We start from the raw sequence: 16640 nt of genomic DNA, 5'->3' as shown, positions 1-16640 counted from the left end.
CAGCGATGAAACACCTGCCACTTATCTTCTTCACTTGCAGCTGCTTCCTGGTTGGCACGCGGCTGACCGCGCAGGAGTTTCCGCGTCGCGCGCCCGAGCTAGACCGCCTCACGCAGGAGCTTTTTGCCGAAATCCAGACCGACCAAGTGCCGTATGAGGACCTGTACGGCACGCTGCTGAATTATTACCAGTCGCCGCTCAACCTCAATACCGCCAACGCCGAGGAGCTGCGCGCCCTGCCCCTGCTCACCGAAAAGCAGGTGGCCGCCCTGCTGCGGCACCGCCAGGCCACCGGCCCGCTGCTGAGCGTGTATGAGCTGCAAGCCGTGCCAGGCTGGGATGTACGCACCATCGAGCGGGTGGGCCCCTTCGTGACGGTGGCCAGCACCCGGCCCAATGCGGTGCGCGGCCCCCTGTGGCAACGCATTAAAAATGAAGAAAATAACGCCGTGCTGCTGCGCTACGAGCGAGTGCTGCAACAGCGCAAAGGCTACGCGCCCGCCGACACCTTTCAGGGGCGGCCCACGCTGCGCTACCTGGGCTCGCCCGATGCCGTGGCCCTGCGCTACCGCGTGAGCCACGCCCACGATTTCAGCCTGGGCTTCACGGCCGAGAAAGACGCGGGCGAGCCCCTGGCCTGGCGGCCGGGCCAAAGCCAGTACGGGCCCGATTTTGTATCAGCCCACTTTGTGCTGCACGAGCAGGGCCGGCTTAAAACATTGGCGCTGGGCGATTATCAATTACAATTTGGGCAGGGCCTCTTGCTATCGTCGGGGCTGGCGGCAGGCAAAGGAGCCGAAACCATCACCAACCTGCGCCGCGCCGCGCTGGGCGTACGGCCCTACGCGGCACTGCTCGAAAATACGTTTTTTCGGGGCGCGGCGGCCACCTACCAGCTGGCCCCGCGCTGGGAGGCCACGGCCTTTGGCTCGCGCAAAAACATCGACGCCAACACCCGGCAAAACGCCGACTCGCTGGCGCAGTTCGACGAGTTTAGCAGCAGCCTGCTGCTGACCGGCCTGCACCGCACCGCCACCGAAATTGCCAGCCGCCAGCGCCTGCGCGAAACCGTGGGCGGCGGCCACCTCGGCTACCTCAGCGCCGATGGCAACCTAAGCTTCGGCCTCACGGCGGTGGGCACGCACTACGGCACGGCTTTTCAGAAAAGGCCGGAGCCGTATAATCGGTTCGAATTCAGTGGGCAGAACAACCTGGCGCTGGGCGCGCATTACAGCTACGGCTGGCGCAATTTGCTGCTCTTTGGCGAAGGCGGGCGCAGTAGCGGCGGCGGCCTGGGGCTGGTAAGTGGCCTGCTCGCCAGCCTCGGCCCGGCCGTGGATGCCTCGGTGCTGGTGCGGCACTACGACGCTGATTTTCACACCTTCTACGGCAACGCGCTGAGCGAGAATACGCGCAACATCAACGAGAGCGGCTTATATATCGGCCTGAAAGTGAGGCCACTGGCGCGCTGGGAGGTTTCGGCTTACTTCGACCAGTTTCGGTTTCCGTGGCTGCGCTACCGGGTGGGCGCCCCCAGCCAAGGGCAGGATGCGCTGCTGCGCGTGGCCTTCACGCCCACCAAAACCAGCCTGCTATACGCCCAGTACCGCGCCCGCCTCAAGCCGCTCGACCTGCCCACCAGCCTCACCGGCCGGCCAGTACCGCTGCCCGGCCAGCAGCTGCGCCACTCGCTGCTGCTGTACTGCGACGTGCAGCCCACCGCCCAGCTGGGCCTGCGCACCCGCCTGCAAACCACCTACTTACGCGCCGACGACAACCAGCCCTGGCGGCGCGGCTTTGTGCTCAGCCAGGATGCCACGGTGCAGCTCGCGCGCCGGGTGCGGCTCACGGCCCGCTACGCCGTGTTCGACACCGACGACTACAACACGCGGCAGTACGTGTTTGAGCAGGACGTGCTGTACGCCGTGTCGGTGCCCGCGCTCTACGGGCAGGGCACGCGGGCCTACGCCATTGGGCAAGCCACTATAAATAAACACTTTACGTTTTGGCTACGCTATGCCGACACGCGCTACCGGCACCAGGCCACCGTGGGCTCGGGGCTGGAGGAGATTAAGGGCGCGGCGCGCTCGGAGGTGACGGCACAGGTGCGGTATAAGCTGTGAGACTTGTTTTTGGGTTGAAAGACAGGTACAACAATTTCAAGATAATAGCCAGTTTCTGCTTCTTATTTATTTTGAGTAAAATCCCTTTATACAGTGCATGATTTAGGACAAAATAACTCACTGATTTTAAATACTTTGCCCTTAAATTTCTTGGCGATAACGCTTGACACTGGCGCGGCTAATGCCGGTGAGGGTCACAATCTCAGCCACTGACAAGCCCCGCTCTAAAGCCGTGGCCACCTTGGCCAGCTTCTCGGCATCGCGCCCGGCGGGCTGGCCCAGGTGCTTGCCTTGCTGCTTGGCCAGTTCGATGCCGGCCAAGCTCTTCTGCCGGTTGTTCTCGCGCTCGTACTGGTTGAAGGAACTGAACAAGCCGATAATCATCTTGCCTGCCGGCGTGCGCGAGTCAATGCCCAGGTCTAGCGCCCGAAAATGCACCCCGCGTCGGTTGAATTCCTCCACCAGTTGAATGGTGTGCACGGTATTGCGGCCAAGTCGCGCCAGGCGGTTCACCACCACTACGTCGCCTTCCCGCACGACTGCTAGCAACTCGTCGAGGGCCGGGCTATAGGTCCGCGTGCCGGAAACCTTCTCCTGAAAAATGCGCGTGCAGCCCGTGTGGGTGAGGTCTTCGACCTGCGTGGCCAGGTTCTAGTCGGTGGCGGAAACGCGGGCGTAGCCGAAAGTGTGCTGCACGGCTCAGTAAGGATGGGTCACAAATACACATTACGGAACCCACTTCTTGAGCCATCAAAAAAGCTGGCCCAGCAAGGAATCGCTACGCCGGCCCGGTGGCTCAGAAAGGCGCAGTGGCTGTTGCAGAACTCTTGACCCAGCGCTACTGCCTGTCTACAAACGGATGCTACCGGCGGTAATGATTTCGCCAAAAGGACAAAAACAGCCCTGCTAGGGGCGGCCTGGGCAGAGCGATGGCCAAGCGTAGCGTCTTTTTGGACTGGTGCTTGAGTAGCTTCTTGAGATTGAAGGCAATGGCCGTGAGCAGCATCGTTTTATGCGCGCTACTCCTACCCCGCGTATTGACCCGGCGCATGCCGTAGTGCTGGAGTAAGCTGCCAAAAACGGGCTCCACCGTGCGCTGCCGCAGCCGGCGCATGCGCCGACCTGGCCGACTTTGCTGCCGCGCCAGCGCGCGCCGGTAGTGGGCATCGTAGGCCGTACGCGTAATCTTACGCTTCGTACTCTTGGGGGCACAGGTGGACTTGCGCGGGCAGCGTCGACAATCACTGCTGGAGGCGCTGTAGCGCTTCGAGAGCCGACCGTCTTGGTCGGAATCAAAGCTTTTAAACGGCAGTAGCTTGCCCGCTAGGCAGGTAAAGCAATCCGTTTCTTTATCATAGGTAAAGCCCTCAACCTCGGGTTTATACTGGCCGAAGACGGGAATCCAGGGCGTGATGCCGCGGGCTTCGAGAAGGGCATAGTTCAGCCCATTCGAGTAGTTGGTGTCCGCCACAACGTCTACTACCGGTAGGTCGTGGGCCAGCAGGCGCTGGTGCAGGGGCGCCACGATGCTTTCCAGCAACACGCTATCGCGGCGGTCGGCAAAGTCGGCCTGCACGTGGCTGATAACACCGTGCCCCTCATCCACGGCCAGGCTACACAGGTAGTTAAGGGCGCGGGCCTTGCCGGGCTTGACCGAGATGCGCGCGTCGGGGTCAGCGGGGCTGTAATGGGTTTTATTGCTCAGCAGCCGCGCCTGCGGCCGGTCGCGTCCTAGCGGGCCACTATTATGGCGGGCGTAACGGGCGTGGGCAGCGGCCACGCGCCGTAAGTGGTGCGCGGGGCTGGCGCGCAGGGCCGCTGGCGGGGCAGGCGGCGTTTCTGCCGCTGCTTCGCTGGCCACCTGCAGGACCGGCGCTGGCACGTCGGTAGGCTGCTTTTCGCACAGGCTCTCGAGGGAGGCGTTGGCCTTGACGAAGGCCGAGTCCACGGTTTGGGTGTGGCCCGTGACTAGGCCGGCCGCCACGCACTGGGCAAAGACGTGCTCGAATAAGTGCTCGAAGACGGCTGCTGGAAAGAGCTGGCGGGTGCGGCTGATAGTCGAGTGCCAGGGTAAGTCCTCGTCGACTTCGTAGCCCAAAAAGTACAGGATATCGAGCCGCAAACTGCAGTGCTCGACCAGGCGCCGGTCGCTAACCAGATTTTCCAGCCGGCTGACCAGCATCAGCTTGAAGAAGACCACGGGGTCGAGCGAGGGCTGGCCCGTGTGGCTGTAAAGCGCCTGGGTCTGCTGGTAGAGAAAGTCCCAGTCCAACAGCTCAGCCAGGCGGCGGTAGAGATTCTGCTTCGGCACACGCTCCGACAAGCGAAAGCGCAGCACGACGCGGTCGGTGAACTGCTTGTGGCCCTGCATAACCCTAAGATACCGCTGGCCACCCACTTACTTCTGCAACAGCCACCGCACCTTTCGGGGCCAGTTAAAGCATCAGGCTGTTCGTTCTTATTGGGGTCGCACGAGCGTTCGAACAGAAAACCACGCTAAGTCGCTTGCAGCAGCAAAATGCACTCCCGGGAAGGCTATCAGACCTTTTTCTAAGCAGAACAGAGGGTCCTTCGACGTTTATGACGAATAGAATAGCTAGCTGCTCTCTCTTTTCTTGAACACTGCTATCTTTTAGTTATCAACTCTTTACAATTTAATTTATTTCCTTAACGGGGTTTTCTGTTCGAACTCTCGTGCGACCGCTATTTGAAAATATTTGAAAGTGTTATCATTCATAATGAAAATCTTTATACATTTGTGCTCACACTTCAAACATATAGCTCCATGAAGAAAGCACTTCTCAAGGCCCGCTCATTGCGCAAAGCAATGCTACTTGTTGGTTCAGTTACAATTCTATCTATTGGAATAGTACCAAAAGCAAATGCACGTCTCATTAGCAGCACTAGCTACGTTGATGGCGGTGGGTGCATACAAATTGTTTCGGAGTACTCCTTCTTAGGTATTCATTGGACTTCTACAGATAGCCCAAATTGCTAGCTAACATCTTGTATTTCAGAATATTAAAAATGTTCCTTCTTATTGGAGGAACATTTTTATTTCCGCTTATCTCAATAGCTCAAACTGTTTTTACAGTTAGAGACATTGACACTAAACAGCCGATAGAATATGCACAGGTAGCGATTCTTCGTATTAATGAAGGCAGTTTAACGGATGCGCAAGGAAATTTCAAGCTTGATAACTACACCCTTACCGATTCAATACTGATTTCTGCATTAGGCTACAAGAGTAAAAAATTCCTCTTAAAAACGCTAGTCAGTAGTCCAATAGCTTACTTGAAAAATTCCCCAATAGCCTTGAGCGAGGTGGCGGTTTCGGCTAAGCGCAAATCAGTAAAGTTTACTACGCAGCGCATTGGTTGGGTTGACGACCGAGTAAATACCTTCTTCAATCTAAGTCGTGCCTGCACTAAGAAGGGCACCCGGGTAGTGGTATGGATTGAGAATAAGGAGCACAAGGAAGGAATAGTGGAAGGCGTAATGCTAAAGCTTCTTGCTAAACCTGATGCTAAGAACCCTAAGCCAACACTGGTGAGGGTTTGCGTGCTGGCAGGTAAGCAAGCCACCGGCCCTGAGCAAGAAACCGGAATTGAGCCAATGGTTTTCAAAGTAGCCCCTGGCAACCAAACACTACGCATTTCTCTGGAAAAGAGTCAGTTGACGCTACCTATACAAGGAGGTTTTGTTGGCGTAGAATGGATAGATAACCCGGAAGAAGCACTTCCTTTCTGCCTTGCGCTCACAAATTCCGATGATAATGTAGCCAACTTAAGCAACACCTGGCAAAGCTACCGAGGCAAAAAATGGAGCCGCTTCGGGGTGGGGTATGGGTCAGATGGGAAGCTGCGCCGCTTCAACAACAGCAATGCACGAGTTGATGCGCTGGTAGCTTTCCCCAAAGAGTAGCTGGCTAGTACTTAGTAGGATTTTGGGGGCAGTGGGGAAGGTATTCTTTTCCCTTTTGTTTCTTGCTTTTGTCTCTTTACATAATACCAGTTGTCGGACACGCCTCGGAAAAGTGGTAGATTTGGCCCGCGGAGATGGCTCCTGGCCGGCGTGGCACTTTATGGAGGTAGAGCTACTCATCACTACGAGAATCATAGCGGTAGCTATCGACATCAGTGCGCGTTTGGGTGCGATAAAGGAAGTTGATAGTCCGTAAGTCGTGCCCTAAAGCCGGGGTTGATTCGCCCTCATTAACGTCGACGTACAAAACAATTTCTAAAACTGACTCAAGCCCGAACTCTTGTTTCAACTGGAGGATAGTTTCGGCCTTGTCTTCGAGCTTAGCAATTATCTCGGTCACTAACTGGTCAATCCAAAGCAGTTCCTTCCCCTCTTCTGTTTCTAACTGCCAGCTAGAAAATTTCAACTGAGAATTGTACCGGCCTTTGTCACCCTTCTGCCAAGTGGTAGTCGGCTCAATGCCTAAGCGAGCTGTTATCTCAGTTGGCTTAAAGCCCTCGCCCTTCAATGCGAAATAAAATCGAGAATTGAAAGTGCTCATATATTATTTACTTTCTGCTTCTCAGCCTGCGTCATGCGTTCGCTAGGCGCTTCCATAAGCCACCTACGCGTCCGTCTTGACTAGCACCACCTGGGCATTATCGGCCTGACTAATTTTACGGCGAAAGTCCTGGTATTCGGTATACTTGGCGGCGGGTAGCGTGGTGCCGCTGGGGCGGCGGGTTTCGAGCTGGCGCACGTATTGCAGGGTGCCATCGGCCAGGGTGGTGCAGGTGCTGGAGTAGGTGCCGTAGGCGGAGGTGAGCTGCGTGGGCTGGGGCAGGTTTTCGGCCCGGAAGCCGGTAGGCAGGTGCAGGCGCACGGTATCCTGGTAGAGGCTGGCGGGCGGCAGGGCCAGCGGCGTGAGGCGCGGGCCCACCTGCGCCGGCAGCGCCCCGAGGCGGCCCAATATATTGGGCTCCAGCAAGATGCGGCGGCCGGCGGCGGTGCCTACGCTGGCCAGCTCCAGGCCCATCGTTTCGACTACGCCGGGCAGGGCCTGCGCGGGGGCGTTGGCCAGGCGCAGGCTCGTGATGGTGAAGTGGCTGAGGCGTAGGCGGTTGGAAACGTATTTTTTCTGCTGCTCGGGGTCGGCATTATGCAGCAGCTGGGCGTAGGTGTCCTGGGCCAGGCCCAGGCGCTGGGTGCGCACGGTGGCTTTGGCCCCGCCTTCGGTATTGAGCCAGAGGTCGGTGCGGCGCTGCTGGCGGTTGGCCTGCGCGCCGTAGCGCGGGGTGGCCACCAGGCGGCCGCCTTCGGGCGTGAGCAGTAGCGCGTGGCGGTTGCCGGTGAAGGAGCCCATGTAGCCGAAGGCATCAGTTTGGCTGGTGCATTCCAGCCACAGGGTATCGGCGGGGGTGGTGCCGTGGGCGGCCAACGGCATGCACAAAATGGCGTGGTTGAACTGGCTGCTCGGGAAGTTGGCGCGCACGTCGGACTCGCCTTCGCCGGCACCTACCAGCGCCACGTAGGCCGGTGGCAGGCCCGCGGCCTTGAGCAGGGCGCAGGTGTAGTTGCTCAGGGCTTTGCAGTCGCCGTAGCCGCCGGTGGCCACGGCAGTGGCGGGGGCCGTTTGCCAGCCGCCCAGGCCCAATTGCACCGACACGTAGCGTGTAGAGCCTTGCAAAAACTCGTACACCTTGCGGGCCCGTTCGCGGGGGTCGGGCGCCACGGTAATGAGTTGGGCCATTTTGGCGGTGAGGGCGGGCGGCAGCGCGTCGCGGCCCTGCCCCAGCTGGTACACCCACTGCCCCAGGCTTTGCCACGAAGCCAGCGAGCCGGCGTGGCCCTGCACCTCAAAGGTGGCCGGGGCGAGGTGCACGGCGGGCAATAGCTCGTCGAGCGGCGGGGCCAGCGGCTCGCGCTCCATGGCGGGGGCGGCGGGCAGCTGCCAGCGGTAGGTGGTCTGGTTGCCGGTGGCTACGGGCGCGCTGGCCGCCCCGGCGGGCAGCAGCTGCTCCTGGTAGCGCAGGGGCAGCGCGGTGGGCATGATTACTTGCAGCGTAGCGCCTTCCAAGGCGAGGTTTTCGGCATCCTGGGGCTGCCAGTTGGGATAGAACAGCGTGTTTTCCGACACGATTTCGTAGTCGAATTCCACCGTGTAGGGCGTGGCGGGCTGGCGCAGGTCGGCGTAGCGCACGCGCAGGTCATCCATGAAGCTGCCGCCGCTGCTGCCCTGGCCCTGGTCGTGAATTTCGGCCGGGCGCAGCTGGTGCAGCAGCTGGCCCTGCGCATTGTACACCGCCCCGCGCAAGTAGTTGATATGCTTGAGACTGCTGTAGTCCAGCACCAACTTACCATAGTCGTCGCTGCCAGCTTCGTCAAGCACAGTCACCACTTTGTGCACTGTTTTGACCAGCTGGCTGGCCGACTTTACGACCACTTTTTCGTCGTAGGCACGCACCACGGCGTGGGCGTTTTCGCGCAGCGCCGGGGCAATGGCATCGGCTGGGTACTTGGGGGTGGGCGGGGCCAGCAGCGTGAGCGCGGTGAAGAACGAGTAAAACATAAGTATCTGTTAATCAATTATTTATTAAACAGTAATAGACCATACACAAAATCGTTTGTCCTTGCGAGCGAAGCGCGGCAATTGCCCCAGAACGGTGGGCGAACGACTGGCGCAGGTATCGTTCGGGTGCGATTGCTTCGCGATGCTCGCAAGGACAAACGACAATGGCAAACGAGTTGAATAGCCCATTAGCTGCCGGCCTTTTTTATCACCAGGGCCTCAGCCTGCTTGGCCAGCATCTGGCGGTAGAGCTCGCGCAGGGCGTGGTATTCCTGGGCGCTGTACACGGCCTTGTCGAGGGTGAGGCGGCTGATGAACTGCACTGTGCCGGGCGCGGGGCTGCTGGCCGCGTACACGTAGCGACCGCCCTGGTCGGGCAGGGCCAGCGTGGCGGGCTTGGGCAGCTCGGCCACGTAGCCGGGCGGCAGGGTCAGGGTGAGGTTGGTAATTTCCTGGCGCAACATCCCAAAATCGACCGGGAAGCTGCGCTCGGCCAGCTGAAACGGGTTGCTGCCATCGCTAAACGTCGCCAACGGCTTGACGTACAGCTCCTCGGCCGTGGTGGCCGTTTCGGCCGGCTGGCGCAGGGTGTAGCTGATGCTCAGGGGCTGGCCTGGGTTGGTGGTGCCGCTCAACTGGTAGCTGGGCATTTCCCAGCTGGGGTGCTCACTGGCCAGCTCGGCGGCAAATTTTTTCTCACCCAACTGGGCTAGCTTTTCACGGGCCGCCAGGCCCGCGTAGCCGCCAAAGTCTTCGCGCGCCTGGCTAGTTAGGCCACCCTGGGCGTCGAGGGTCATTTTCACTTCCTGGTAGTGCGTGTAGCGCAGGCTGGGCGCGAGGCTCACCCAGCGGCCTTCGCCCTCGGCGGGCACCGTGTGGCCGATTTTGTTGAGGCAGCGTATGGGCAGGGCTTCGGCGGTGAGCAGCGGCTCGGTGGCGTCGAGCAACAGGTCTTTGCCGCCGGGCAGCTCTACGGCGGCCAGCACGTAGTTGAATTGGTCGAGCAGCGGGTATTCCTGGCTCACGTAGCCGTGGGTGCGGGTGCTCAGTAGCACGGGCTGGGCGGGCAGCCCGGCCTGGCGCAGGGCCGCAATGAGCAGCAGGTTCACGTCGGCCGAGTTGCCGCGGTGTTGCTCCCAGGTGTGCTTGAGCGAGCCGCTGGCCAGCAGGCGCGGGCTGCCGTCGTACTTCACACTTTTGCTAATTAACTCGCGCACGGCGGCGGCGCGGGCGGCCGGCTCCAGGTTGGCTTGCATGGCGGGGCGCACCACTTCGGCCAGAAAGTCGGTGTGGTTCAGCACCAGCCCAAACTCCTCGTGCTTAAGCAGCAGGTCGTTCTTTTTGGGCCAGCTGTCGGCCAGGTCGCGGTATTTCTCCTCGGGCCACTGAATGCCGGCCAGCTCGCAGGTGATGCGCGTCAGGTAGTCGTCGGGGGTGGTGATGTAGGGCTCGGCGCGCACGGCGGGCGCGTCGCGCACCACTAGGCGGTGCTGCTCGGTGTTCATGCTCACGCCGGTGCTGCCCACGTCGGTGCCCACGCCGGCCCCAAACTCGGCCCGGCGCGTGAGCGTCAGCGCTACCGAGCCGGTGCTTTCCTCGTTGGTAGCCATCGGCACGTAGCCGTGGTATATCATCTTGTAGCGGTAGGGCATGGGGTAGCTGAAGCGGTACTCGCTCCAGCGCGTGGGAATGTCACGCTGAAACGTCCAGCCGGGGTAGTCGCTCAGCATCGACGAGGTGATGGTGTAGGCGTACTCCACCACGGCCCCTTCCTGCACGGCGGGCAGCGTAAATTTTTGCACGTTTACCCGGTCGGTGCGCTTTTCCACAAACACGCCGTTGGCATCGAGCTTGGTTTTCACGATGTTGCCATCGGCCCCGCGCACGTAGGTGAAGCCGCGCAGGTTGCTCAGCTTCTCGGTGGCCTCGTCGCGGTGGTAAAGGGGCACCTCCACGGTTGCGTAGTCGTAGCCGGCTTTTTTCAGAATCTTGATACGTACCACGCGGTCGTGAATCACGCGCATTTCGCCGCCGGGGCTGGCAAAGCGTGAGGTGCCGTAATCGCAGAGCACCACGGCCGCCGCGGCGCTGTCGCCCACGAAGTTTTTAGCCTCAAAGTCGGCTGCCTCGGGCTGGCCGAAGCGCACCGGCGGCGGGCCCTTAAACGCGGCTGGTGGCACCTGGGTCTGCGCCCAGCAACTCACTGATATTCCGCTCAGTAGCAACACCAGGCCCAAGCTCGCCAGGGCTTGCCCCGGCCAACGCACTATCCCCTTCATAAGTACTCAGCAGAAAATACCCGCCCGCCCCAGCCGGGGCGCGGCGGACAGGAGTTAGATTTTTTTCAGAACCAGCGCCTCCGACTGCTTGGCCAAGGCTAGGCGGTAGAATTCGCGCAGGTTGGCGTATTCCTCGGCCCCGTACACGGCCTTGCTGAGGTTGAGGCGGCTCACGAGCTGTACCGTGCCGGGCGTGGGACTGCTGGCCGAGTAGATGTAGCGCCCGCCGTGGTCGGGCAGGTCCACCACGGTGGGCTTGGGCAGCTCGGCCGTATAGCCGGCTGGTAGAGTCAGGGTCAGCATAATAACGTCCTGGGTAGGCGCACCAAAATCGACGGGATACGTGCGCACGGCGTGGTGAAACGGGTTGCGCACCTCGCCAAACGAGGCCAGCGGGCTCACGTAAATCTCCTGGGCCGTGCTGGGCGTGCTGGCCGGCTGGCGCAGCGCGTAAGTGAGGGCCAGCGGCTGGGCCACTTCGCCCACGGCCGCAAACTTGTAGTTGGGCACTTCCCAGCTGGGATGCCGGGTGGTGAGCTGGCTCACGTATTTTTTCTCGCCCAGCGTCTGCAATTCTTCGCGGGCCACCGCCCCCGAGTAGCCGCCGTGCTCCTCATGCACCTCGCCGGTGAGGTTGCCCTGGTTGTCCACCGCCAGCCTGATGTTCTGGAAGTGGTTATGGTGCTGCTTGGGGGCCAGCGTTACCCAGCGGCCGGGCTGCTCCTTTTCGCCTACCAGGCGGCCCAGCTGGTTGAGGCAGCGCGCGGGCAGCATGCCGCAGGGCAGCAGCGGCTCGGTGGCGTCGAGCAGCAGCTCGGTGCTGTCGGCCAGCGGCAGCAAACCTACCACGTAGTTGTACTGCTCCAGCAGCGGAAAGCTCTCGTTGATGCGGCCGTGGGCGCGGGTACTCAGCAGCACGGGCTGGGCGGGCAGCCCAGCCTGGCGCAGGGCCGCAATGAGCAGCAGGTTCACATCGGCCGAGTTGCCGCGGTGCTGCTCCCAGGTGTGCTTGAGCGAGCCGCTGGCCAGCAGGCGGCTGGTGCCGTCGTGCTTCACGGTTTGCAGCACCAGACTGCGCACGGCGGCCGCGCGGGCGGCCGGGTCGGGGTGCTGGATGGCCAGCACGTGCAGGGCTTCCTTCAGAAACCCAGCCCGGTCGAGCAGCAAGCCAAACTCCTCGTGGGCCATCAATTCGGAATTGATTTTCTGCCAGCCGCCCGACCGGTTGTGGTACGCGCCGCCCGGCATGCGCTCGCCGGCCAGCTCAAAGTCGATGCGCGCCACGTAGTCGCGCGGCGTAGTCATGAAGGGCTCTTCGCGCAGGGCGGGCACATTTTGCATGGCCCAGTGGTAGTTGGTGGCCCGTGCCTGAATGGTTTCCGAGGCGTTGGCCGAATGGGTCGTCACGCCCCCGCCCATCGTTACGCCATCGGCGCGCTGCACGCGCTCGGTGGCCGTAAACTGCGTGCTGGTTTCCTGCTGACTTTGCAGGGCCAGGGGCTCGTAGCCCTGCATCAGCATCTTGTAGGTGAAGTACTCGGGGATGGTGGCCCGAAACTCACTCCAGCGCGTGGGAATGTCCCGCTGAAACGTCCAGGGCTGGAAATTAAAGAAGAAGTCTGACGTTACGGAATAAGAATACTCAATAATGGCCCCCTCGCGCACGCCGGGCAGCGTAAACTTGCGCACCCGGTTGTTCTTGTTGCGCTCCTCGGTAAACATGTTGGTGCTCTCCAGCTTCACCTTCTCTACCTTGCCATCTACCACGTTGTAGGTGAAACCTTTAAGGCTGGTCACCTTCTCCTCATCCCCGTCGCGGTGGTACAGCGGAATCTCCACAGTGGCGTACTCATACCCCGCTTTTTTGAGAATCTTGATGCGCGTGGTGCGCTCCGTTTCCATCTGAAAGCTGAGGCCGTTGAGCGTGAAGCGCGCCGTGCCGAAGTCGTAGAGCACCACGGCCGCGGCGGCGCTGTCGCCCACAAAGTTTTTGGCGGCAAAGTCAGCCAGCTCGGGCTTGCCAAACTTAATAACGACCGGCTGCACGCCGGCCTGCTGCGCTTGGCTGGCTACCGGGCCCAATAGCCCCAGCGCGCCCACTGCCACCGCACCCAAAGTACGTAGTTTTTGAATCATAGAAAGAAGATATTGGAGGCTGCGGGTATAAAATCATATAGCCGCCCTTACCCAGTAAAAGTAGGTGGCGGCTACTTGATTACCAATATCTTCTTCACGTTACCTACACAACTTCTTCGGGGCCGGCCACGGCCATTGCTTCGGCGGCCAGCGCCTCATTGGCAGCGGGGCCGGCGGGCGTGGCTTTCACGCCCAGCAGCAGGTAGGCTATGGCCGCCAGCACGCAGGCCAAACTCAGGGCGTGCACCCAGGGCAGGCGGGCCGGTTGGTTGTCAAAAACCCAGCCCGCCAGCAGGGCCCCAATGCCAATGCCCACCTCCAGGGCAATGTACATGGTGGCCACGCCCCGGCCCCGGCGCTCGGGGTGGCTCAAGTCAATAGTCCAGGCATAAAGCGTGGGCGAGTTCAGCCCCGTGCCAATGCCGAATATCACGGCCGCTACCAAGAACACTGGCACCGACGGTGACCACACCAGCACCGCCAGCCCCACCGCTAGTATGCCCGCCGACCAGCGCAGCACCGGCACCCGGCCGTGGGTGTCGCTGGCTTTGCCCGCCACCAGCCGCACCGCCAGCGAAGCCAGCGTGTAGCAGATGTAAAACAACCCCTTAGTAGGCCCGGCCAAGCCCAGCAGCCGGCTCTGGTCGGGTATCACGGTGAGCACCGCGCCGAAGGGAAACAAGCACAGCAGCGTCACCAGGGCCGGGCTCAGCACCCGCGGCTCCAGTATTTCATCCAGTTTAATTTTCAGCAGCGACAAGCTAAACTTCTGCCGCTGCCCCTGGGGCAGGGTTTCGGTGAGGGTGCCCTGCACCAGCACCGAGAGCAGCGCCGCCCCGCTCGACAGGTAGAACATGGTGTTCAGGGAGAACGTCTCGGCCACCCACGAGCCCAGCGCCGGGCCGGCCGCCATGCCCAGGCTGCCCGTCACGCCGAGCAAACCCATGGCCTCGCCGCGCTTGTGCATGGGCACAATGTCGGCCACGTAGGCGGCGGTGGCCGTGGGCTTGAAACCCGTGCTGAAACCGTGCAGCAGCCGCAGCAGCAAAAACCCGCTCACCGTGAGCGCCAGTGGGTAAAAAAACCCACACACAAAGCACACCAGCGACCCGAACACCATCACCGGAATGCGCCCCACGGTGTCGGAGAGCTTACCCGAAAACGGCCGCGAAATGGCCGCCGTGAGCGTAAACAGCGCAATGATGAAGCCCTTGTACTCGCCCCCGCCCAAGTCGGTGAGATGCTGCGGCAGCTCCGGTAGTAAAAGGTTGAAAGACAGAAAAAAAAGAAACGACGACAGGCACATCAGCCAGAAGCCCCGCGAATACGAACCAAGCATAAGTGATGCAAAGGTCGGGCGTGGTGAGTGAGTAAGGAGAGCAATGGGAGTAATTAGAAGTAATGTCGTTCCGGCTTTGAGCTGCATTACTTTCCAAGACTCACATAGAAAACGGTTGTCCTTGCGAGCGCAACATTCTGCGCATTAAGCAGAGATGGAGCGCGGCAATCGCACTAAGACGATACCCGGACGATTCCGTGCTGGTGCGATTGCTTCGTTGCTCGCAATGACAGACGTTTTGCGTAATTACTCTCCTTACTCGTTTACCGCACCCCTGCCAAAACGGCCAGTCCCCCACCCCGGCCCCAAATGTGCCGTACTGCTGGGCCTATGAGTTTCTTATCCAATTTATTCGAAAAAATATCCGCTAAAAACCCCAGCGGCGGTCGGGGCCCCGAAAAGCCCGCCGTAAGCGTGCGCGAGCGGGTATCGGCTCTGCGCCACCTGCCGGCGTTTTTGCGGCTTATCTGGCTTACCTCGCCGGCGCTCACGCTGGGCAATATTGTGCTGCGCCTGCTGCGGGCCGCCCTGCCACTGGCCATGCTCTACGTGGGCCGCCTCATCCTCGACGATGTGGTGGCGCTCACCAAGCTGCCCCCCGCCAGCCGGGTGCTGTCGCCGGTGTTTGGGCTGATAGCCCTGGAGTTTGGCCTCGTGCTGCTGGCCGATGCGCTGGGCCGCGCCGTGGCGCTGCTCGACTCGTTGCTCGGCGACCTCTTCGCCAATGCTAGCTCGGTGCGCCTCATGCGCCACGCCGCCGAGCTCGACCTCGACCAGTTTGAGGACAGCACTTTCTACGACAAGCTGGAGCGTGCCCGCCGCCAAACGCTCTCGCGCTCGGTACTCATGAGCCAGGTGCTGGCCCAGGGCCAGGACGCCGTGACGCTGGTGCTGCTGGCCGCCGGCCTCGTAGCCTTCCAGCCCTGGCTGCTGGGGCTGCTACTGCTGGCCGTAGTGCCCGCCTTCCTCGGCGAAAGTCATTTCAACGAGCGCAGCTACTCCCTCTCTCACTCCTGGACGCCCGAACGCCGCGAGCTCGACTACCTGCGCCAAACCGGGGCCAGCGACGAAACGGCTAAAGAGGTGAAAATCTTTGGGTTATCTGATTTCCTTATTGCACGCTTCGAAACGCTCTCCAACCAGTTTTACTATCAGAACAAGACGCTCGCGCTGCGCCGCGCCAGCTGGGGCACCGTGTTTGCGGCTGTGGGGGCGGCTGGCTACTACGGGGCCTACCTCTACATCATCAAGCAAGCCGTGGGCGGGGCCATTTCTATTGGCCAGCTCACATTTCTGGCGGGCTCGTTTGCCCGGCTGCGCAGCCTGCTCGAAGGCATCCTGAGCCGCTTCAGCCAAGTGGCCGACGGCGCGCTGTATTTGCAGGATTTCTTCGATTTCTTTATGATTGAGCCGCGCATTGTGCGGCCCAAGCTGGGGCAGGCGGTGCGGCCGTTCCCGCGACCCATCCAACAGGGCTTTACGTTTGAGGACGTGGGCTTTAAGTACAAGAACGCCGAAAAGTGGGCCCTGCGCCACCTCAGCTTCGAGCTGCACGCCGGTGAAAAGCTGGCCCTGGTGGGCGAAAACGGCGCGGGCAAAACCACGCTCGTCAAGCTGCTAGCCCGCCTCTACGACCCCAGCGAGGGCCGCATCCTGCTCGATGGCCACGACTTGCGCGAGTACGACCCCGCCGAACTGCGCCAGGAAATCGGCGTCATCTTCCAGGACTTTGTGCGCTTCCAGCTACCCGCCGGCCAAAACCTGGCCGTGGGCCGCATCGAGGAGCGCACCAACCAGCCCCGCATCGAGCAAGCCGCTCACCAAAGCTTGGCCGACAGCGTGATTGCCAAGCTGCCCCAGGGCTACGACCAGATGATTGGCCGCCGCTTCAACGGTGGTGTGGACCTGAGCGGCGGCGAGTGGCAGAAAATCGCCCTCGGTCGCGCTTACATGCGCGAGGCTCAGCTGCTCATCCTCGACGAGCCCACCGCCGCCCTCGATGCCCGCGCCGAATACGAAGTCTTCGAGCGCTTCAAGGAACTGACCCAGGGCAAAACCGCCGTGCTCATCTCCCATCGCTTCAGCACTGTGCGCATGGCCGACCGCATCCTAGTAGTGGAGCACGGCCGCGTGCAGGAAATCGGCTCGCACGAGGAGTTGCTGGCCAAGGGCGGGCGCTATGCGGAGCTGTTTCAGTTGCAGGCGGCGGGATACCGGTAGGGGGTGGTTAA

At 61.1% G+C, this 16640-nt stretch carries 10 protein-coding genes; 3 read left to right on the top strand and 7 right to left on the bottom strand.

Annotation, left to right across the window (positions count from 1 at the left end):
• Positions 1 to 5: 5 nt before the first annotated feature.
• On the top strand, positions 6 to 2123 hold the full coding sequence (locus tag ACYVGC_RS11395; protein ID WP_460583951.1) for a ComEA family DNA-binding protein: 2118 nt from the start codon (positions 6 to 8) through the stop codon (positions 2121 to 2123).
• Between the two features lie 141 nt (positions 2124 to 2264).
• On the opposite strand, the gene ACYVGC_RS11390 is transcribed toward ACYVGC_RS11395, so the two are convergent.
• Positions 2265 to 2771: a recombinase family protein gene (locus ACYVGC_RS11390; protein WP_460584066.1), complete on the bottom strand. Its 507-nt coding sequence runs from the start codon at positions 2769 to 2771 to the stop codon at positions 2265 to 2267.
• 214 nt (positions 2772 to 2985) lie between these two features.
• Positions 2986 to 4494, bottom strand: a complete 1509-nt coding sequence (locus ACYVGC_RS11385) for an IS1182 family transposase (protein ID WP_460583950.1) — start codon at positions 4492 to 4494, stop codon at positions 2986 to 2988.
• Between the two features lie 656 nt (positions 4495 to 5150).
• Here ACYVGC_RS11385 and ACYVGC_RS11380 point away from each other — a divergent pair.
• Complete coding sequence (locus ACYVGC_RS11380; protein WP_460583949.1) at positions 5151 to 6047, top strand: carboxypeptidase-like regulatory domain-containing protein; 897 nt, start codon at positions 5151 to 5153, stop codon at positions 6045 to 6047.
• 172 nt (positions 6048 to 6219) lie between these two features.
• Here ACYVGC_RS11380 and ACYVGC_RS11375 read toward each other — a convergent pair whose 3' ends face one another.
• From ACYVGC_RS11375 to ACYVGC_RS11355, 5 genes are all read right to left on the bottom strand, one after another.
• On the bottom strand, positions 6220 to 6648 hold the full coding sequence (locus ACYVGC_RS11375) for a DUF4279 domain-containing protein (RefSeq protein ID WP_460583948.1): 429 nt from the start codon (positions 6646 to 6648) through the stop codon (positions 6220 to 6222).
• Between the two features lie 63 nt (positions 6649 to 6711).
• Positions 6712 to 8655, bottom strand: coding sequence for a DUF3857 domain-containing transglutaminase family protein (locus ACYVGC_RS11370; protein WP_460583947.1), 1944 nt, complete (start codon positions 8653 to 8655; stop codon positions 6712 to 6714).
• A gap of 188 nt (positions 8656 to 8843) precedes the next feature.
• Positions 8844 to 10934 carry a DUF3857 domain-containing protein gene (locus ACYVGC_RS11365; RefSeq protein ID WP_460583946.1) on the bottom strand — a complete coding sequence of 697 codons (2091 nt, stop codon included), beginning with the start codon at positions 10932 to 10934 and terminating at the stop codon, positions 8844 to 8846.
• Between the two features lie 54 nt (positions 10935 to 10988).
• Positions 10989 to 13070 carry a DUF3857 domain-containing protein gene (locus ACYVGC_RS11360; protein ID WP_460583945.1) on the bottom strand — a complete coding sequence of 694 codons (2082 nt, stop codon included), beginning with the start codon at positions 13068 to 13070 and terminating at the stop codon, positions 10989 to 10991.
• A gap of 103 nt (positions 13071 to 13173) precedes the next feature.
• A complete protein-coding gene (locus ACYVGC_RS11355) occupies positions 13174 to 14409 on the bottom strand; it encodes an MFS transporter (protein ID WP_460583944.1) in 1236 nt (411 codons plus the stop codon).
• Positions 14410 to 14739: 330 nt separating this feature from the next.
• Here ACYVGC_RS11355 and ACYVGC_RS11350 point away from each other — a divergent pair, with 330 nt between their 5' ends.
• The gene (locus ACYVGC_RS11350; RefSeq protein WP_460583943.1) at positions 14740 to 16629 is read left to right on the top strand and encodes an ABC transporter ATP-binding protein; all 1890 of its coding nucleotides are present in this window, start codon (positions 14740 to 14742) and stop codon (positions 16627 to 16629) included.
• Positions 16630 to 16640 lie beyond the last annotated feature (11 nt).

The sequence above is a fragment of the Hymenobacter arcticus genome (genome assembly GCF_054779975.1).
This window is presented reverse-complemented; position numbering and strand designations above follow the sequence as displayed.